20 protein-coding genes are annotated in these 18,096 nt (G+C 73.1%); 7 read left to right on the forward strand and 13 right to left on the reverse strand.

All coding sequences use genetic code 11. The annotated features are described in order from the left end of the window. Position 1: 1 nt before the first annotated feature. Positions 2-1,195 (forward strand): FAD-dependent oxidoreductase, encoded by a 1,194-nt coding sequence (locus KIS93_RS59565; protein ID WP_080039846.1) that lies wholly within the window; start codon positions 2-4, stop codon positions 1,193-1,195. Positions 1,196-1,259: 64 nt separating this feature from the next. Here KIS93_RS59565 and KIS93_RS59570 read toward each other — a convergent pair whose 3' ends face one another. From KIS93_RS59570 to KIS93_RS59590, 5 genes are all read right to left on the reverse strand, one after another. Next, positions 1,260-2,381 (reverse strand): serine/threonine protein phosphatase, encoded by a 1,122-nt coding sequence (locus KIS93_RS59570; protein ID WP_230466276.1) that lies wholly within the window; start codon positions 2,379-2,381, stop codon positions 1,260-1,262. A 39-nt stretch (positions 2,382-2,420) separates the two neighbouring features. Then, positions 2,421-3,794 carry an FAD-binding oxidoreductase gene (locus KIS93_RS59575; RefSeq protein ID WP_155127780.1) on the reverse strand — a complete coding sequence of 458 codons (1,374 nt, stop codon included), beginning with the start codon at positions 3,792-3,794 and terminating at the stop codon, positions 2,421-2,423. 126 nt (positions 3,795-3,920) lie between these two features. Further along, complete coding sequence (gene folE, locus KIS93_RS59580; protein ID WP_080039848.1) at positions 3,921-4,505, reverse strand: GTP cyclohydrolase I; 585 nt, start codon at positions 4,503-4,505, stop codon at positions 3,921-3,923. Further along, positions 4,502-4,996, reverse strand: coding sequence for a 6-pyruvoyl trahydropterin synthase family protein (locus tag KIS93_RS59585; protein WP_080039849.1), 495 nt, complete (start codon positions 4,994-4,996; stop codon positions 4,502-4,504). Before KIS93_RS59585 ends, folE begins: the two co-directional genes overlap by 4 nt. Further along, positions 4,968-5,714 carry a 7-cyano-7-deazaguanine synthase gene (locus tag KIS93_RS59590; RefSeq protein WP_080039850.1) on the reverse strand — a complete coding sequence of 249 codons (747 nt, stop codon included), beginning with the start codon at positions 5,712-5,714 and terminating at the stop codon, positions 4,968-4,970. Before KIS93_RS59590 ends, KIS93_RS59585 begins: the two co-directional genes overlap by 29 nt. A 194-nt stretch (positions 5,715-5,908) precedes the next feature. Between KIS93_RS59590 and KIS93_RS68170 the strand changes: the two genes are divergently transcribed. Beyond that, positions 5,909-6,871 carry a golvesin C-terminal-like domain-containing protein gene (locus KIS93_RS68170; protein WP_080039851.1) on the forward strand — a complete coding sequence of 321 codons (963 nt, stop codon included), beginning with the start codon at positions 5,909-5,911 and terminating at the stop codon, positions 6,869-6,871. A 162-nt stretch (positions 6,872-7,033) separates the two neighbouring features. Here KIS93_RS68170 and KIS93_RS59600 read toward each other — a convergent pair whose 3' ends face one another. Beyond that, the gene (locus tag KIS93_RS59600; RefSeq protein WP_080039852.1) at positions 7,034-8,242 is read right to left on the reverse strand and encodes an ROK family protein; all 1,209 of its coding nucleotides are present in this window, start codon (positions 8,240-8,242) and stop codon (positions 7,034-7,036) included. A gap of 277 nt (positions 8,243-8,519) precedes the next feature. Here KIS93_RS59600 and KIS93_RS59605 point away from each other — a divergent pair, with 277 nt between their 5' ends. Both KIS93_RS59605 and KIS93_RS59610 read left to right on the forward strand, forming a co-directional pair. Continuing rightward, positions 8,520-9,308: a helix-turn-helix domain-containing protein gene (locus KIS93_RS59605; RefSeq protein ID WP_230466277.1), complete on the forward strand. Its 789-nt coding sequence runs from the start codon at positions 8,520-8,522 to the stop codon at positions 9,306-9,308. An 82-nt stretch (positions 9,309-9,390) separates the two neighbouring features. Continuing rightward, on the forward strand, positions 9,391-9,738 hold the full coding sequence (locus KIS93_RS59610; RefSeq protein WP_080039853.1) for a VOC family protein: 348 nt from the start codon (positions 9,391-9,393) through the stop codon (positions 9,736-9,738). Positions 9,739-9,742: 4 nt separating this feature from the next. Here the strand turns inward: KIS93_RS59610 and KIS93_RS59615 are convergent, their stop codons facing one another. Beyond that, on the reverse strand, positions 9,743-10,186 hold the full coding sequence (locus KIS93_RS59615; protein WP_230466278.1) for a DUF2867 domain-containing protein: 444 nt from the start codon (positions 10,184-10,186) through the stop codon (positions 9,743-9,745). 86 nt (positions 10,187-10,272) lie between these two features. Here KIS93_RS59615 and KIS93_RS59620 point away from each other — a divergent pair, with 86 nt between their 5' ends. Both KIS93_RS59620 and KIS93_RS59625 read left to right on the forward strand, forming a co-directional pair. After that, complete coding sequence (locus KIS93_RS59620; RefSeq protein WP_080039855.1) at positions 10,273-10,857, forward strand: TetR/AcrR family transcriptional regulator; 585 nt, start codon at positions 10,273-10,275, stop codon at positions 10,855-10,857. A 167-nt stretch (positions 10,858-11,024) separates the two neighbouring features. Beyond that, positions 11,025-11,678, forward strand: coding sequence for a hypothetical protein (locus tag KIS93_RS59625; protein ID WP_080039856.1), 654 nt, complete (start codon positions 11,025-11,027; stop codon positions 11,676-11,678). Here KIS93_RS59625 and KIS93_RS59630 read toward each other — a convergent pair whose 3' ends face one another. The 5 genes from KIS93_RS59630 to KIS93_RS66985 all read right to left on the reverse strand — a co-directional run bounded on the left by KIS93_RS59630 (position 11,679) and on the right by KIS93_RS66985 (position 14,292). Further along, positions 11,679-12,467: a TIGR03084 family metal-binding protein gene (locus KIS93_RS59630; RefSeq protein WP_230466279.1), complete on the reverse strand. Its 789-nt coding sequence runs from the start codon at positions 12,465-12,467 to the stop codon at positions 11,679-11,681. It abuts the gene before it with no gap. Between the two features lie 130 nt (positions 12,468-12,597). Then, entirely contained in the window at positions 12,598-12,984 is a 387-nt protein-coding gene (locus KIS93_RS59635) for an OsmC family protein (RefSeq protein ID WP_080039858.1), read from the reverse strand. Positions 12,985-13,056: 72 nt separating this feature from the next. Further along, on the reverse strand, positions 13,057-13,566 hold the full coding sequence (locus tag KIS93_RS59640) for a hemerythrin domain-containing protein (protein ID WP_080039859.1): 510 nt from the start codon (positions 13,564-13,566) through the stop codon (positions 13,057-13,059). Positions 13,567-13,645: 79 nt separating this feature from the next. Further along, positions 13,646-13,960, reverse strand: a complete 315-nt coding sequence (locus tag KIS93_RS59645; protein ID WP_080039860.1) for a WCX domain-containing protein — start codon at positions 13,958-13,960, stop codon at positions 13,646-13,648. Then, complete coding sequence (locus KIS93_RS66985) at positions 13,957-14,292, reverse strand: WYL domain-containing protein (RefSeq protein ID WP_080039861.1); 336 nt, start codon at positions 14,290-14,292, stop codon at positions 13,957-13,959. The genes KIS93_RS59645 and KIS93_RS66985 overlap by 4 nt, the downstream gene beginning before the upstream one ends. A 319-nt stretch (positions 14,293-14,611) precedes the next feature. Between KIS93_RS66985 and KIS93_RS59655 the strand changes: the two genes are divergently transcribed. After that, positions 14,612-16,441 (forward strand): RICIN domain-containing protein, encoded by a 1,830-nt coding sequence (locus KIS93_RS59655; protein ID WP_080039862.1) that lies wholly within the window; start codon positions 14,612-14,614, stop codon positions 16,439-16,441. Here the strand turns inward: KIS93_RS59655 and KIS93_RS59660 are convergent. Then, entirely contained in the window at positions 16,410-18,086 is a 1,677-nt protein-coding gene (locus tag KIS93_RS59660) for an amylo-alpha-1,6-glucosidase (protein WP_080039863.1), read from the reverse strand. The two genes, KIS93_RS59655 and KIS93_RS59660, sit on opposite strands and share 32 nt — an antisense overlap. Positions 18,087-18,096: the final 10 nt, after the last annotated feature.

The following is an 18,096-nucleotide window of genomic DNA, read 5'->3' on the forward strand; positions in this document are numbered from 1 at the left end:
GATGCGCGCACAGTGCTGTGTCGTCGGAGGCGGGCCCGCGGGCATGATGGCCGGGCTGCTGCTGGCCCGCCAGGGCGTGGAGGTGGTGGTGCTGGAGAAGCACGCGGACTTCCTGCGTGACTTCCGCGGCGACACCGTCCACCCCTCCACCCTGCAGCTGTTCGCCGAGCTGGGCTGGATCGAGGAGTTCCTGGACCTCCCGCACACGAGGATGCCGCAGGTGACGGTCAACATGGGCGGCCGCGACGTCACCTTCGCCGACTTCACCCGGCTGAACGTGCGCTGCCCGTACATCGCGTTCATGCCGCAGTGGGACGTGCTGGACTTCCTGGCCGCCAAGGCCGCCGCGTACCCGTCCTTCCGGTTGCTGCGCCGCGCCCGCGCCACGGACCTGATCCCCGAGCGGGGGCGGGTGACCGGCGTCCTGGCCGACACCGCCGACGGCCCGCTGGAGGTGCGGGCCGACCTGGTGATCGGCGCCGACGGCCGCCACTCCACCGTACGCGACCGCGCCGGCCTCACCCCCGTCGGCTCCTCGCCTCCCATGGACGTCTTGTGGTTCCACCTCCCCCGCCACCCTCAGGACCACGTGCCCTTCTTCCAGGGCGGCAAGGGGGCGCTGATCTCCATCGACCGCGGCGACTACTGGCAGCTCGCCTACGCGATCCCGGCCGGCGCGTTCGCCGAGCTCAAGGCCGCCGGGCTGCCCGCGTTCCGCGAGCGGGTGGCACACCTGGCGCCCGCCCTGCGCGACCGCGTCGAGCACCTCGGCGACTGGGCGGCGGTGCACCATCTGAGCGTGCGCGTGGACCGGCTGCCGCGCTGGCACCGGCCGGGGCTGCTGTGCATCGGTGACGCCGCCCACGCCATGTCGCCCGCCGGCGGCGTCGGCATCAACCTGGCCGTGCAGGACGCGGTGGCCACCGCCAACCTGCTGGGCCCGCTCCTCGCCCGGGGCGGCACCCCCGAAGACGCCGACCTGGCCCGGGTGCAGGCGCGCAGGGAACGCGCCGCGCGGATCACCCAGGCCTTCCAGCTCGGCATCCTGCGCGACCTCTACCCCAAGGACCTGGGCGACGACACGACCGGGCACGTGCCCCCGATCTTCACCGCGTTCCGCACGCTGCCGCCGCTGCGCCACCTTCTCGGACGTTTCATCGGCCTGGGCGTCCGTCCCGAGCACATCGCCGCGTAAGAGGGCCGTGATGGAGCTGCGGGCCCGCCCCGCCTCCGTCATCGCCGGCTGAGCACGGTGCTGCTCAAGGGCAGGCGGGTGTGACGTCGCCGGAGCGTGCCCGGATCGCGCTGGTGGCGCGTTCGATCGTCTCGCTCGGGTACGGCGTCGTCCTGCTGGTGCCGTAGAAATCCCAGTAGAAGGCGTTCAGGGCCGCCGCGACGGGCGCGTACCGGCGGATGATCGTGGCGGCGGCCGGCGGGGCGCCGGTCGGGTCCGCGCCCGCCGCGCACGCGCGGATGTAGTCGTTGCGGGGCCGCTGTTTGCCGTCCGGCGGCGTCGGCACTCCGCAGACGTGGGTGACGAGCCAGTTGACCAGGCGCGTCATCGCGTAGGCGAGGTCGTGGGTGCGGTTGCGGCGCAGGAAGCCGCGCTCCTGCTCGGACAGGTCGAAGCGGGAGGAGGTCGCGAGGCCGAGGTCGGCGAGGTAGAGGCGGTCGCCGTCGGTGAGGATGTTGCCGAAGTGGCCGTCGAAGTGCATCAGCTCCTGGCCGTTCATGAAGGCCACGTCGGTGAGCAGGCGCGACTCGACCATGGCGATCGCCTCGGTCGCGGCGTCGTGGCCGGCGGCGAGTTGCGCGGCGAGCCAGGTGTCGAGGGTGTGCGGGATGTACTCCTGGAACAGCACGATGCTCGCCGACGCGCGGGCGAGGGCGTGCAGCCGGTCCCCCACCGCCGCGGATCCGTCCCAGTAGCGGACGGCCGCCTCGACGTCGGCGTGCTCGCCGGTCGGCGGCGGCGCTCCCGGCAGCACCCGCCAGTGGTACAGCAGCGGGAAGGCGGCGCCGCGGCCGGTCAGGACCCAGGTGGTCGTCATGACGCTCGCCGCCAGCTCGCGCCAGGCGCCGAAGCCGGGCGAGCCGATGGCGGCGATGCCGTACTGGCAGAACGGCGGCAGCCCGAACAGGTTCGCGGTGGACATCACGTTGCCCGGGCGGCGTTCGAGGTCGGTCAGGGGGATGCGCTTGGCGAAGACGGGCACGCCGCCGACGTCGAGCAGTGCCGAGGTGCCGCCGATGCCGGAGCCCAGGGGCCGCGCCCGCGCCAGCGCCTCGCCGAGCCGCCGGTCGCTGTGCAGCGCGAGCGCGCTCGCGACGTCGCCGTACCTGCTGATTCGCGCGCGCGGAGACATGTCTTGCTGGTCCAACGGCGGGCACCCTTCGTGATCGGCTTCGCGGGGTAGACGCTACCCCGCGTCCGGCTCGTAGCGGCCCGGCGCGAGCACCCCCCGCGGGTCGAACAGCTCCTTCAACCGGCCGAGCACCTCGGGCGGGCCGCCGGCGGTCATGTGGTCGACATCCAGCCGGTACGGCAGCCAGCCGTGCTCGGCGAACCGGCGGTGCAGCAGGCCCAGCGCCTGGTGGGCACGGGCCGCCCCGGTCTTGGGGAACAGGCACGACACCGCGAGGTCGATCACGTCGCCGGAGATGGCGTTGACGGTGGCCTGCCAGCGCGTGCCGGTCTCGGCGCCCACCTGGCGCACCAGCGTCCGCGCCCGGGCGACCGCCGCGCCCCGGAACGGCAGCAGCGGCAGGAAGAACAGGTAGCCGGTGCCGGGGTTGGCGTCGACGCCGCCCGACGTCGTGCCGAACCAGTCACGCAGCACCGCCTCGTTCCCGCCCGGGTCGCCGCCGAGGCAGCGGCGCAGCTGGTCGGGCAGCTGCTCGCCGCCCGGGTGCGCGCACACGTCGTCGAACAGGCCGCTGCCGCCGGCCCGGCGCAGCAGCAGGTCGCGGGCGAGCGCGGCCAGCTCGGGGTCGCCGTCCACGCAGCAGTACGCGGTGCACTCCTCGGAGTCGCCCGACTGGTAGATCTTCAGCACCCCGCCGACCAGCCGCTGCCCCCGGTAGTCGCGCAGCTCGTCCACGACCTCGGCCAGCCGGCCCGCGCCGAAGCGGAGCCGTACCAGGTGCAGGGCGCGCGGCCTGGGCAGCAGCCGGATCACCGCGGCGGTCACCACGCCGAAGCTCGACTGCGCGAACAGCGGCATCAGCGCGGGGCCCACCTCGTGCCGGTACGGCACCACCCGTCCCTGCCCGTCGGGCCAGCTCCCCAGCCGCAGCAGCCGGCCGTCGGCCAGCACCACCTCGAGCCCGGCCACGTCCTCGCAGCGCTGGCGGCGCAGCCCGACGCCCCGCTCCAGCGCGTTGCCCACGATGCTGGTGTGCGCGGAGGAGGCGGTGACGTTCAGCATGTACGCGCTGCCAGCGAGCAGCCCCGCCAGCCGGCCCTGGGTGACGCCCGGCTCCACCACGGCGGCTCCGACGTCCAGGTCGAGGTGGCGGACCCGGTCGAGCCGCCGCAGATCGAGCAGCACGGCGCCGTCGCGGACCGGCTCGCGCGAGCCCAGCCCCCAGTTGTGCCCCGTGCTGAGGGGGTGGAGCGTCACGCCGGGGACGGCCGTGCGCAGGATGGCCCGGACCTGCTCCACGTCGGCGGGGCGGAGGGTGCCGAGCACCCGCCGTGTCCGGAACATGCCGACGTTGGCGCCCGTGTCCGCCTGGCCCGTCGCTCCTAGCCGGTGACTCCATTCGCGCAGCCAGCGTTCCGCCTCGCTCACGCCTGGTGCTCCTCTTCTCCCGGGTCGCTATGCCTGCCGTTTTCCTACGGGGAGTGTTCGATCGACTACGAACAGGTATCGTACGAGTATGCCGGCCGTACTCGGCCACGGCTGCGGGCGGCGAGGTCAGGCCCGGCACAGGCCCATGAAGTCCCTGCGGGCCAGCGTGTCGCGCTCGAAGACGCCCTTGAGGTGCAGGGTCGTCATCTTCGCTCCCGCCGCCCGCACGCCGCGCAGCGTCATGCAGGAGTGCTCGGCGACGACCTGGCAGGCCGCCCCCATGCAGTCGAGCCGGGTGGACAGGCTCTCGACGATCTGCTCGCCGAGCCGCTCCTGCACCTGCGGCCGGGCGGCGAAGCCCTGCGCCATGCGGGCCAGCTTGGACAGCCCCACGATGGGCGCGCCCGGCGACGGCAGGTAGGCGACGGTCATGCTGCCGGTGAAGGGCAGCAGGTGATGCTCGCACAGCGAGATGAACGGCAGGTCCGTGACCGCGATGACGCCCGACTGCGCGGACTCGGCGGGGAAGGTGACCTCCAGGTGCCGGCCGGGGTCCTCGCGCATCCCGGCGGTCAGCTCGTACAGGGCCGACACGAGCCGGGCGGGGGTGTCGGCGAGGCCGGGGGTGTCCAGGGGCAGGCCGAGCGCGGCCATCAGCCGGCGGGCGTGCGCCGGGGCCTGGTCGATGGCGACGGCCTTCTCGATCGTCATGACGCCGCTCGCCTGAGCGAGGGATCGCGCCGGCCGTCGCCTGGCACGTACTCGGCCGCGTTGACGTGGGTCTCCGTCACCCGGACCCGGCCGACCCGCGCGCCCGCCGCGCGCTCGCGTCCGTCCAGGATCGCCTCGGACGCCCTGGCCAGCAGCACCGCGACCGCCTCCACCGTGGGATGGGGCAGGTCGCGGACGTAGGGGGCCTGGCCGAACAGGTAGACCTTGCTGCCGTGCGCGGCCAGCAGCGGCGCGAGCGGGTCGTCGGCGCCCAGCATGGCGCCGTGGTCGAGGTGCGCGTCGATGAACGCGCGCAACTCCTTCTTGAACGGGCCGAACTCGACGATGGTCTGGTCCGCGCTCAGCTCCTCCGCCTCGACCACGACCTCGGCCCACCACGAGTGGCCGTGCAGGCTGTGGCACTTGCCGCCCAGATGGGGCAGCCGGTGAGCGGTCTCGAAATTATGGCGGACCCGGATCCGATGCGTCATCAAGCGCCTCTCTGTCGTAGTGGGTCGGGTCGGGGGTGGCGCTGCGGGCGTACGCGCTCCTGCGGGTCATGCACGCGATGCAGGTGCCGCAGTGGACGGGACCGTCGAGGTAGCAGGTCCAGCTCTTGTGCATGGGCGCGCCCAGGCGCGCGCCGTAGGCGACGATGTCCTCCTTCTGCATGCTGATGAACGGCACCTCGATCCGCGGGGTGTGGAACCCCCGGGAGGCCAGCCGCACCATCTCCTGGTACGCCTCGAAGAAGTCGGGCCGGCCGTCGGGCATGGGGTAGCCCTCGCGGGTGTGGTGCACGCCGAGCGCCACCACCTCGGCCTGGCGGGCCGTGGCGACGGCGACGGCCATGTCGAGGATGAAGGCGTTGCGATTGGGGATGGTGATCGAGCGCAGCGCGGCGTCGGAGGGGACCAGCGTCGGCACCTGCTCGTCGGGGTCGGTCAGCGAGCACCCGGTCAGCAGGGGGCTCAGGCCGGTGATCGTCACCGTGTGGTGCTCGGCCTCCAGGTCGGCGGCCACGTCCGCGCCGGCCGCGAGCTCGGGTGCGCGGTGCCGCTGGCCGTAGTCGAAGGAGAGCAGCAGCAGCCGGTGCGTCCTCGCGTAGTGGACGGCCAGCACCGTGGAGTCGAGCCCGCCGGAGAAGAGCACGACGGCCAGGGGCGCGGGGGTGCCGTCAGGACGGGGAGCGGATCGGGGAAGCCTCACATCCCCACTCTAAGTAATCGAACAATAACAGAGAGTTACGGATCCGACAGATTGGCGTCACTGTCAGCAATCAAAGGCTCACCCGAGAACGCGGCCGGCCCCGTTGCCGAGCGAGATATCTTTCATCGCCGCCCCGCACCTTGGTTGAATACTTTCACCCCTGCTTCCCCTCAACCCCCCGGAGGGAACAGCTCGTGAAAACCATCACTCGCTTATCGGCCGCCGTCGTAGCGGTCTGCCTGGCCCTGCTCGGCCCCGCGAACCCGGCGGCGGCCGCGAGCACCATCGTCGACAACGCCACCGCGGGCCAGTTCACCGCCGGCGCCGACTGGGGCACCTCCGCGTGGTCGGCGCAACGCTACGGCGCCGACTACCGGTTCGCCACCCCGAACACCGTCGCCAGCGACGCCGCCTGGTTCCGGGCCTCGATCCCCGCGGCCGGCCCCCACCTGGTGGAGGTCTGGTATCCGGCGGACGCCGGCTACAACAGCGCCACCCCGTTCGTGGTGGCCACCGCGGACGGCACCCGCAGCGTGACCGTCGACCAGCGCGCCAACGGCGGCCGCTGGGTCAGCCTCGGCACGTTCACCCTGGCCGCCGGCGACTACAACGTGGTCGGCGTCAGCCGCTGGACCAGCCAGCCCGGCTACGTCGTCGCCGACGCCATCCGGCTCACCCCCTCGACCGGCGGGGCCGCGTTCTCCCTGCCCCTGCCGCGCGGCGCGCTGCCCCGCAGCGAGTACGACGACCCGCACCACGACTACCCCGCCATCGACCTGCCGGTCGGCACCGGCACCCCCGCCTACGCCGTCCGGGCCGGCACCGTGACCGTCATCGACGACAGCCTGTGCGGGCGCGGCATCAACCTGACCGGCACCGACGGCGCCATCTACACCTACTGCCACTTCTCGTCGTGGTCGGTCTCCAACGGCGCCTCGGTCGGCGTCGGCCAGCAGATCGGGCTGACCGGCAACACCGGCAACTCGACCGGCCCGCACCTGCACTTCGGCATCCGCACCGGCAGCACGCGGCGCTGCCCGCAGAACTTCCTGCTGGCCATCTACGACGGCACAACCCCGCCGGCGGCGAGCAGCCTGCCCACCACCGGCTGCTTCTACGCCAGCCGCACGACGGAGCCGGTCATCCCGCTGGGCTGAGCCCGGACATCAGGGCGACGACCGTGTCCACGTCGTCGCCCTGACGCGGCAGGCGTCGTCCCCGGGCCTCAGAGCCCGCCGGGCGAGCCCGTTCATTCTCGACGCACCGCCATCGGCGTCGCGCGAGCCTGAGCGGGACGGCATGGCCGGGTTCCAGCGCGGTCACCGCAGGGCGGCCAGCGTGTGGAGCGGGTCGTCCAGGAGGCCGGCGAAGGCGAGCTCGGCGGCTCCGGCGAGCGTGGTGTCCTCGCCCAGGGCCGTCACGGCCAGGCGGACGCGTTCGCGTGACACCGGCAGCACGTGCGCGTCGATCCGCGCGCGGACGCGGGCCGCGGCCGCCGGGTAGACGTCGCTGAGCATCCCGCCGAAGACCACGAGCGCCGGGTTGAACAGGTTGATGAGGTTGACGACGCCGACGCCGAGCCAGTCGCCGACCCGGTCGAGGGCGTCCCGCGCCCGGGTGTCACCGGCCGCGGCGAGGGCGACGACGGCCCGGATGCCGTCGCGCCCGATGAGGCCGTTCGCGCGTCCGGCGTAGTCGAGCAGCGCCTCCTCCCCCACCTCGGCCTCCAGGCAGCCGCGCGACCCGCACAGGCACGGCCTCCCGTCGAACGGGTTGACCAGCATGTGCCCGAGCTCGCACCCGTAGCCCGCGTCGCCGTCGAGGAGCTTCCCGCCGACGATGATCCCCCCGCCGACGCCGACGTCGCCGTGCAGGTAGATGAGGTTGTCCACGTCCCGCCCGGCACCCCGTACGTGCTCGGCGACCGCACCCAGATGCGCCTCGTTCCCCACCTCCACGGGCAGCCCGAGCCCCAGCCCGGCGGCGAGCTCCGGCCCGAACGCCTGGTCCTCCCAGCCGAGGTGCGGCCCGTACCGGACCGTCCCGTCCGCGCGTTTGATCAACCCGCAGTACGACGCGCCGACCCCCACGCACAACCCGTCCGCCCCGGCGACCAGCTCCCGCCCGAAGCCCGCCAGGACGCCGACGACGTCCTCCAGATCGACCCCCGCCCGCGTCCGCACGGCCGCACGCCGGTCGAGCACCCGCCCGCCGAGCCCGACCCGCGCCGCGAGCAACCGATCCACGGCGACGTCGAAGGCGAGCCCGTACACCTTCTCCTGCTCGGGCATGACGACGATGGACGGCCGCCCCGCCCGCCCCTGCCCGGTGGGGACACCCTCGCGGACCAGCCCGGCCGCGATGAGCTCGCCGGTAAGATCCATGATCGTGCTCCGGTTGAGGCCCATCCGGCGGCTGAGCACCGCCCGCGACACCGCCCCTTCCTTGTGGACGCACCGCAGCACCTCGCTCAGGTTCCGCTGCCGCACCTGCTCCTGCGTCCGCACACCCGCCGCCGCTCCCGTCACCCCCGCCAGCTTAGAGCTTGCCGCCCTTTCGACCACAACGTCCAGGTCGGTGGGCTCGAAGCGGGGCACCACATGCACGGGGGTTCTGCCAGACCGGGTCGCCGCCGGCTTGCCAGAGTTCACGCTAGTAGCCCCGAGCGCGCCCGGGACACCTGCACCGCGGTCCGCATGACGTGGGCCGCCGGCTCGCCTCGGGTGGGTAGCCGGTCGCCGGCACAAGGACCTGGAAGGGCGGGCGGCTACCATGATGTCCGCTCGTTGGGGGGTGATGGCTGTCGTGGCTGATCGGCATCGGAGGGCCGCGGCGCTGGCGCCGTTCGTGGCGAGGGTGAGTGACTACGAGCTGGGGCCGGTGGGCGTTCATCGGGGGCTGCCCTCCTCCACGTTGTCGATCACGATCCCGCGGTCGGAGGCCGTGGAGATCGGGTGGCTCGGGCGGCCGGGCTCCGGGCGGCGGTTCGAGGCGGCGGTGGCCGGGCTGCATCTGGGGGCGGCCGAGCTGCGGCAGCGGGGCGGGGCGCGAGGGGTGTGGGTGACGCTCAGCCCGCTGGGGGCGGTCGCGTTGCTGGGGGTTCCGGCGTCGGAGCTGGCGGGGGATGTCGTCGAGCTGGCGGAGGTGGCGCCGGCGATGGCGGAGTTGCCGGAGCGGCTGGCGGGCTGCGGGTCGTGGCCGGAGCGGCGGGCGCTCGTCGAGAACGCGCTGCTGGCCGGCCTGGTCCGGAACGAGGGGCGCGCCGGTGGGCCCGCGCTCCGTGCCGTGCTGGGGGCGTTATCGGCGACGGCGAGGGTGGAGGAGGCGGCGCGGGCTCTGGGGTGGTCCAGGCGTTATCTGAGCCGTACGGTCCGGGCCGCGTGCGGGGTGACGCCGAAGGAGTACCAGCGGCTGCTCCGGTTCGAGGCCGCGCGGGGTGACCTGGTGGCGGGTGCCCGTGCGGGGGCGGTCAGTCTGGCGGCGGTCGCGGCGGGGGCGGGGTTCGCCGATCAGGCGCATCTCACGCGGGAGTGGCGGGCCATGGCGGGATGTACGCCGGCCGCGTGGCTGCGCGCGGAGGGCATGGCCGGGTAAAGGTCCCAAATCTTCAAGCTCGGCCGCGGCGCCCCTGGAGACGATGGGCCTACGTTGCTTTCGTCTACCAGGAGGACCGCTCATGTCCGTCCGCCGCGTCATGCCCGACATCCGTTCCGAGGCCATGGAGGAGAGCCGGGACTTCTACGCCCTGCTCGGGTTCGAGGAGGTCATGAACCTCGGCTGGGTCATGACGCTCGCCTCCCCCACCACGCCGACGGCGCAGGTCACGTTCATCAGCCAGGACCGCAGCGCGCCGGTCGTGCCCGACCTGAGCGTCGAGGTGGACGACGTGGACGCCGCCTATGCGGCGGTGCAGGCGAGCGGCGCGGAGATCGTGCACGCGTTGCGGGACGAGGAGTGGGGGGTGCGCCGGTTCTTCGTGCGCGATCCCAACGGCCGGGTGGTGAACGTGCTGAGCCATCGGTGAGCGCTCAGCCGTGAGCCTGCGCGCGTACGGAGGCGCCCTTGCGCAGGATCCAGGGCACCAGCGCGCGGTGGATCGGTGACAGCGCCGTCCAGACCACGCGTCCCAGTGGCCGGTCGTACCGGAGGAAGGTGGCCGCCGCCACCTGTCCTTCGGTGGCGCGCACCACGATGTGGGCGGTCAGGAACCAGGACGCGGCCTCCATGCGGATCCAGTCGGGGCCGCGTTCGGCGATGCGCCAGCCGGCGACGGTGTCCGGCGACGGCCGCGGGCTGAGGCGCAGGCCGAGGAAGCCGCTCCAGATCAGCCGCTCCGAGGCGTTGGGCACGTCGCCGAACATCGCGCGGGCCCACTGCTCGGGCGTGGCCCGGACGTCGGTGGCGAGGGTGAAGTGGTCGGTGTAGCCGGACAGCGGGCTGAGCTCGCGGACGGCGGCGGGAATGGTCGTCACGCTGGTCTCCGTTCGTCTATACGCTACCGTATACATCGAGGTTAGCCCCAGTTATACGGTGCCGTATAGACGGTGGACAGGGTGAGGTGGGACACATCGTGGGCGCGATCCGGACACCACGCGACAAGTGGATCGAGGCCGGGCTGCAGGCCCTGGCCGCCGGAGGCCCGGACGCCGTGCGCGTCGAGGCGCTGGCCAAGCGGCTCGGCGTCACGAAAGGCGGCTTCTACGGATATTTCGCCGACCGCGACGCCCTGCTGACCGCGATGCTGGACACCTGGGAGCGGGAGAGCATCGACGAGGTGATCGAGCGCGTCGAACGCGAGGGCGGCGACCCGAAGGCCAAGATCCAGCGGGCGGGCATGCTCACCTTCTCCAGCGACCGCCTGCTGCCCATCGACCTCGCCGTACGCGGCTGGGCCAGGCGCGACGAGGCGGTCGCCGAGCGGCTGCGGCGGGTCGACAACCGGCGCATGGCCCTGCTGCGCGAGATGATCGGTACGTTCTGCGCCGACCCCGACGAGGTCGAGGCCCGTAGCGTGCTGGCGTTCTGCGCGGCGATCGGCGCGCACTTCCTGGCCGCCGACCACGCCGGGCGCACCCGCGCGCAGGTCCTCGCCCACGCCGCCGACCTGCTGCTCGACCGCCCCCGGCCCGCCGCCGGGAGCTGACCCGGCGGGCGCGCAGGCGCGAGGCCGCCGGCGCGAGGCCCGTCCGGGGCGATGGCGCGGGGCCGCCGGCGCGAGGCGCGTCCGGGGCGATGGCGCGGGATCGCCGGCGCGAGGCGCGTCCGGGGCGATGGCGCGGGATCGCCGGTGCGGCGTATCGTCGGCGTGTGATGGGTGAGCAACCGCAGCCTCCGCCCGTCGGCGCGTTCGTCGTCCGGATCAAGGCCGGCAGCGTCGCACGCCAGGGCCGGGCGAGCCGGCTCCTGTGGGGCCTGGGGATCTGCCTGGCGCTCGTGATCTGGTTCCTGGCCAGGCCCTGGTTCGTCACGACCCCGCAGGAGAGCGGCGGGTCGGCGGTGCTGGGAGCCGTCGCGTACGTGGTGATCGGCCTCGCCGCCGTCGCCCTGCTGCTCGCCTCGCACGCCGCGTGGATGTTCGCGTTCGAGCTGGTCAGGCCGCGTTATCTGCGGATCTCGGCCGAGGGCGTCGAGCTCGCCCGCGGCCTGCGTCATGTGCGGTTCGCCTGGCCGCGCATCGCCTCGGTCGCGATCGTCCCGGGCGCCGGGCGCAAGCCGCACGCCACGTTGGTCCTGCGCCCGGTGTTCGACTTCGCGGGTCCCGACCCGTTCGAGGGGCAGCGGTTGTCCTGGACCTCCGCGCGCTCGCCGTGGCGGGACAAGGCCACCGACACGATCGGCCTGTGCCGTCTCGACGAGCTGAACACGACGCCGGGGCGGCTCGACGCCGCCCTCCGCCACTTCAGCCCCCGCCCTGTCACTCCCGGCCCGGACGGGCCTGGGGCGCCTGGCCGGCCGGGCGGCTGATCAGAGGAAGACGCGCGCGACGTCGAGCCACGTCCGCGCGTCCTGGCCGACCGCCGTGAGGCCGGTCTCGGCCAGGGGCCTGCGCCGCGTGACCCGGAGGCAGAAGTCGAGCGCGCTGCCCTGAACGCGTTGCGCGGCGTCCTCCGGCCCCCACGCCCAGGTCTCGCCGTCGGGGCCGGTCAGCTCGACCCGGAACGGCTCCGCCGGAGGCGGCAGCTGGGCGGCGTGGAACGACAGCTCCCGCCCCATCACGCCCAGCAGCGCCACGTGCCGGAGCCGGTTCGTCGGACGGTGTTCGACACCCAGCGTGTCGAACACGTCCTGCCCGTGCGCCCACGTCTCCATCAGCCGCAGCGGCACCATGAGCGTCGCGTCCGCCTGCGAGCCGTACCACGGGAACACCTGATCAGCCGGTACGTCCCGGAGCCGCGCCGCCACCTCGCGCCGCCCGGCACGCCACTGTTCGAGCAGCACCGAACGCGGCCGGGCCGCCCCGGCGGCGGCGTCGAGATCGGCGTACCGGCTGCCCGCGGCCTCCGCCTGCTTCAGCACGGCGTCGAACTCCTCCGGCGCCCGCAGGGCGATGAGCACGTTCGCGTCGGCGGCCGCCAGGTGGGCGATCTGGTGGGCGATCGTCCATCCGACCGCCGGCGTCGGCTTCGACCAGTCGTCCTCCGCCGCCACCAGGGCGTCGAGCTCGTCCCCTTCGGCCACCAGGTCGTCCAGCGCCCGGTCCAGCTCCACCCCGGACATGTCAAGGCCGTAGTTCACCATCGATGCCGCCCCCATCCGCATTCGTCCCCTTGAAGTCGTTCCGTCCAGCATCCCAAAGATCGAACATCCGCGACCTCTCCCCCTGCACATGCGACGGAACGGGCTCGACCCGCCGCAGCACACGCCGCGGGTGACGTGGTGATCGTCACGGCTCGAGGCGGGCCGGCTCGAACTCCAGTGGCCCGCCCAGCGTCCGCCGCACCGGGGACCGCCGCACCCGTTCGGCCACCGCCTGGTGCTGGGCCTGGCTCACCGGCGGGTCCAGGACCAGGTCGTAGCGGAAACGCGTGACCGTCTCCTGGCGGTCCAGCGTCACCACGACCTTCGCCTCGGTGCCGATGAGCCCCATCTCCTCCAGCGCCATCCGGGCCGTGATGGTCATGCACGAGGCCAGCGCGGCCTCCAGCAGCTCGTGCGGTCGCAGTCCTGCCGTGCCGCCCACGCCGTTCTTGAGGGTGTCCGCCCGTCCTGTGTTCCGCCCCGCGCGGAACTCGACCTGGTACGGCGTCGTCAGCGCCCGCGCTTCCACCATGGCCTGTTCCTCCCGATCGCTCGACTCGACTTGGGAACCTAGCGGAGGAGTCCAAGCAATGAGAATGTCATCTCACTCTTCGGGAAGAGGGCCCGCGGTGAGCAGGAAGGCGGGCGGTGCGTCGCTCCACTCGGGGACGTCGAGCGCGTTCAGGGCTGCGGCGATCTTGCGCTCCTCGTAGGTGAAGTGGGATTCCACGAGCGCCGCCAGGCCGTCCAGCTCGCCTTGCACGTCCCGGGTCCGGACGTCGCCGAGACCGTCCACGAGGCGCTGCAGTCTGCGCAAGGTGTCGCTGACGATCCGGTGGTCGCGGGTCAGCTCCTCAAGGACCGGCCGTAACTGCGGGAACCGTTCGGCCAGCGCCGGGAAGGCCGTCGCGTCCTCGCCGGAGTGGTGGCGCTCCAGGGCCGAGCAGAACGCCAGGCAGTGGGCCGCCAGCTCGGGGGCTCGCGCGGAACGGCTCGCCAGGTAGGCGGAGGCGTCCTCGCGGAGGGTGGCGAGCTCCTCGCGGAGCCAGGCGTGCACGGTGATCAATTGGTTGCCGAACGCGGTGAGGCGGTCGGCGGGGGTGGGAGTGTCCATGGGTGTCCCATGTTTCGGCGCCTCCATGCCCTCGGCGGCCTGCTTGCCGGGTGCACCGCGACGCTGACGACGGATCCCATCACTCTTGTGATCGTCCGTCAAGCCGGGGGGAGGGGCGCAGGGCTGTGGTGATGCGGGTGCGCAGGGCGTGCAGGGCCTGGCGGAGCTCGGCCGGTTCGATGGCGGTGAGGTCAGCGTCGAAGGTGAGCAGGAGCCCGGCCAGGCCCGGCCACGACCACGCGCCGAGCGTGAGCCGGCAGGTGGTGGCGGTGACGTGCTCGACGGTCGATCCGCCGGGGGCGAACCTGGCGACGGTGGACGCGAGCAGGGCGAGGACGGCCGAGCCGCGGCAGGGCCAGGCGGCGGCCTCGTCGCCGCGGTCGGGTGCGGTCATGACGAAGGCGGCGGGGTCGCCGTGCGGGAGGTCGCGCCGTTCGAAGGGGTGTGCGTGGGCGGGTGCGACCGGATGCGGTCCACGCGCATGGCGCGCCGGCGGCCGACGGCCGGGTCGTAGGCGACCAGGTACCAGCGGGCGGCCCAGACGACGAGGTCGTGCGGCTCCAGCGTGAGCGTGGCGGGCTCGCCGTCGCCGGTGCAGGACACGCGCAGAAGGTGCCGCCGGTTGATCGCGCCGCCGACGGCGCGGACGGTCCCGGCGTCGATGGGCGGCGCGGGGAACTCCCAGTAGTTGCGGGCCGGGGAGACGGTGAACGCCTCGGCGCGCAGGCGGCTGCGCGGGAATCACCTGGTGCAGCGTGGCCAGGGCACGGGCCGCGTTCTCACGGACGCTCCGCTACGGTCACGCGCTCGGAGTCGTCGTGCTGTACCTGGTCACGGCGTTCGTGGCGCTCGCGCTTCCCCGGCGATCGGGCGGATGACGGGCCGTTGACAGCCTTCGGGGAGAGATCTACGATCCGATCGAATCGATTCGCTAAGCTCCGCACCCCCTCTCAGCAGCGCCCTTTCCGCCACCGGGCCGTGACTGCGCGCCCAAGTACGGAATCGATTCAGCAAGGGCTGCGACTCCCCGAAGGAGCCACGCACGATGACGAACACCCGACGACCGCCCCTCAGCCGCCGCCTGCCGCAAGCCGTGGCCGCGGCCCTCATCGCCGTCCTCCTCCCGGCCGCCCCCGCCTCGGCGCGGGCCGCCGACGAGGCCATCAGCGTCGACTTCTCCGTGGCCGGCGGCGCGCCGACCTACCGCGCGTCCGGCTGGATCTACGGCATGACGGAGAACGCGGCGGCACCCGCGGACCACTTCTTCCGCGACGTGAAGTTCCGGTACATGCGGGCCGGCGGCGCGCAGCTCGGCTCGCCCGGCGGCTGGGTGGCCGGAAGCTACGACCGCAGGTGGAACGCGACGCTGGCCCAGGCCCGCCGGACGATCGCGCTCGGCGGCCAGTTCGTCATCCTGCCGCACGACCTGTGGGGCGCCGACGGCTACCCCATCTCGCGTTTCCCGGGCGACAACGGCGACTGGTCCGACTACGACGCCTTCCTCACCCGGCTGATCAACGACGTGCGGGCGGCCGGCATCACCGTGCAGTGGGACATCTGGAACGAGCCGAACCTGTCCCTGTTCTGGAACCGTCCGCAGTCCCAGTACTTCGAGCTGTGGCGGCGCAGCTACCAGCGCATCCGCGCCGCGTTCCCGAGCCACCTGATCGTCGGCCCGAGCTGCGCCTGCGTGCCCTCCACCACGCACGCCTTCTGGAACGCCTACCTCGACTTCGTGCGCGCGAACAACGTGGTCCCCGACATCGTGAGCTGGCACTCGCTGCCCGGCGACCCGGTGGCCAACGTGGCCGCCGCCGACACCACGCTCGGCTCGCGCGGCATCGCGCACCCGCGCCCGTACCAGATCAACGAGTACGGCGCCACGAACGAGCAGAACCCGGGCGACGGCGCCTGGTACATCGCCCGCCTGGAGCGGGCCGGCGCCGACGGGCTGCGCGCGAACTGGGCGAGTGCCGGCAACCTGCACAACGATCTGGCGAACCTGCTCGTCCGTAACAGCGCCGGCCAGCACCTGCCCAAGGGCGAGTGGTGGGCCTACCGCTTCTACGGCTCCCAGACCGGTCAGATCGTGTCGGTGACGCCGAGCCCGGCCTACGACGCGTTCGCCACCAAGACGTCTGGGACCGCCAAGGTCCTGGTGGGCGGTGGCGGGACGACCGGCAACGTCGCCGTCGGCCTGCGGCGGCTCGGCGCCACGAGCGGCATCGTGCAGAACAACCAGGTCCGGGCGGTCGTGCAGCGCATCCCGTACAACGGCGGCGGCGCGGTGCAGGGGCCGGTCACCGTGCAGAACACGGTCCTGACGCTGTCGGGCGACGGCGTCACGCTGAACCTGCCGCACACCAACGCCGACGAGACGTTCACCATCACGCTCCTGCCGCCCTCCGAGGGCGGCTTCCAGTCGGTCGCCGTCGCCCAGCACTCCCAGCAGTGCCTGGACAACACGGGTCTGAGCACCGCCGACGGGAACGTGCAGCAGCAGTACTACTGCGAGGGCGGCGACCAGCAGCTGTGGAACTTCCGCCCGGTCGCGGGGGTGGCCAACATGTTCACCCTGGTCAACCAGCAGAGCGGCAAGTGCCTTGAGGTGAGCGGGAGCTCCACGGCCGACGGCGCGCCGGTCAGCCAGCGGTCCTGCGCCGACGGGGCGCAGAACCAGCAGTTCACCCTGCGCAAGGTCACCTACGGCGGCAACGACCCCCACGACTACCAGCTCGTCGCCCGGCACAGCGGCAAGTGCGTCGACGTGAGCACCGTCTCCACCGCGCCCCGCGCGCCCGTCCACCAGTGGACGTGCAACCCGGCCGGCCAGGCGAGCCCGCTCAACCAGACGTGGCGGCTGTGGGGCCGCTGACGGCGGCGCGCCGTTCGTGGGCGGCGGCGAGGATGAGGTAGGCGCTGGCCGTCCAGGTGTAGGCACGGTCGCGCAGCCCCTCCCCCGTCTGCGCGTCGAAGTTCTCGGCGAATCCCGATTTTTCGCACAAAGCACGGAATCGGGCGCTGATCTCGTCGGCCAGGGCCGGGTAGCCGGCGCGGCGCAGCCCGTCCTCGATCAGGACGGTCGAGGGCGCCCAGATGGGGCCGCGCCAGTACCCGTCGTCCTGGTAGTGCGGCGAGCCGGGCAGCTCGGTCGCCAGCCCGAACGCGGTCAGGTGCCGCTCGATGCGGGCGGCCAGCGCCGCCCGGACCGGCGCGGGCAGCTCCTCCCCCAGCACGATCGGCATGAGGTCGAGCAGGCTGGAGCTGCCCCAGGTGCGGCCGGTGAGCGCGCCGCGGGCGACGAACCGCTCGCCGTCCCACAGCTCGGCGAGCAGCGCGTCGCGCATCCGGTCGGCCTGCTCGCCCCACCCGGCGTCCGGCGCGAGCCGGGCCAGCTCGCGCAGCTGGAGGACGAGGAAGGCGGCCAGGTCGGCGGTCTCGACGACGCGCTCGGGGTCGAAGGTGGTGGCGTTGTCCCAGCCGCTGTCGTTGCCGTGCTGGTAGTGCGGCAGCTCCCGGCCGGGGGCGCGGCGGGCCTCCAGCCAGAACGTGGTCCAGCGCGCCAGCGGCTCGTACGCGTCGGGCCCGGCGGGCAGGCGGCCCAGGGCCCAGCCGTGGATGGGCGGTTTGACGAAGTTGTAGAGGATCTCGGAGTGGGTGACGGAGTCGGGCAGCGCGCCGGCGGCGTCCTGGTGGTCGAAAGGCAGCCGGTACTGGTCCCAGGCCAGCTCGGGCAGCCCGTCGGCGAGCGCGAGGGCGTTGAAGCAGTGGTCCCAGCTCCACACCTTGTCCATCCAGTGCTTCGACATGAGCACGGCGGGGCGGGTGACGAAACCGGCCGGCCGCACGGTGGCCGACCACAGCACGTAGGCGGCCAGCTCGGCGGCGGGCGTGCGGTCGGTGCGCCAGGGCGCGACCGCGGCCACGAACGCGTCGAAGTCCGCCCGCGCGGCCTTGACCACCTGCTCGAAGGGGCCGGTGCCGGTGTAGGGGGCGCGGGCGGTCTCGTACTCCTCGATGGCCAGCTCCCAGTCGCCGTCGAGGACGAGGCCGCGTTCGGCGGTGGCCAGCGCCTGCGTGCCGAGCTGCTCGGCCTGCCCGGACAGGAGGGTGACGCGGTAGCGGCGCCCGGTCTGGTAGACGGTGAAGACGGACGAGCCGTCCACGGGGTCCTGGTAGAGGTACGGCCCGCTGAACGGCGTGAGCACCGGGTCGGCGGCCAGCAGGCGCAGCCCGAGTCCCCGGCCGCGCACGCGTACGGTGTCGGTGCTCTCGTAGGCCAGCTCGATCCGGCCGTGCTCGCCGGCCCAGGTGAGCCGGTGCGGGGTGGCGGTGATCGCGGCGGGCGCCGTGGGGGTCAGCTTCAGGATCGGGTGCATGCCGGTCTGGTGGGAGACCAGGTGCACGTCCTCGGCGTAGGTGTGCTGCGCCACGACAGGCGAGAAGCCGAACCATGATCCGCGATGGCTGAACGGGATGTCCCGCAGGGAGAACACCGGGCCGGAGGCGGCGGCGGTCATGAAATGAGGG

Source organism: [Actinomadura] parvosata subsp. kistnae (assembly GCF_900323885.1).
Classification (GTDB): domain Bacteria; phylum Actinomycetota; class Actinomycetes; order Streptosporangiales; family Streptosporangiaceae; genus Nonomuraea; species Nonomuraea composti.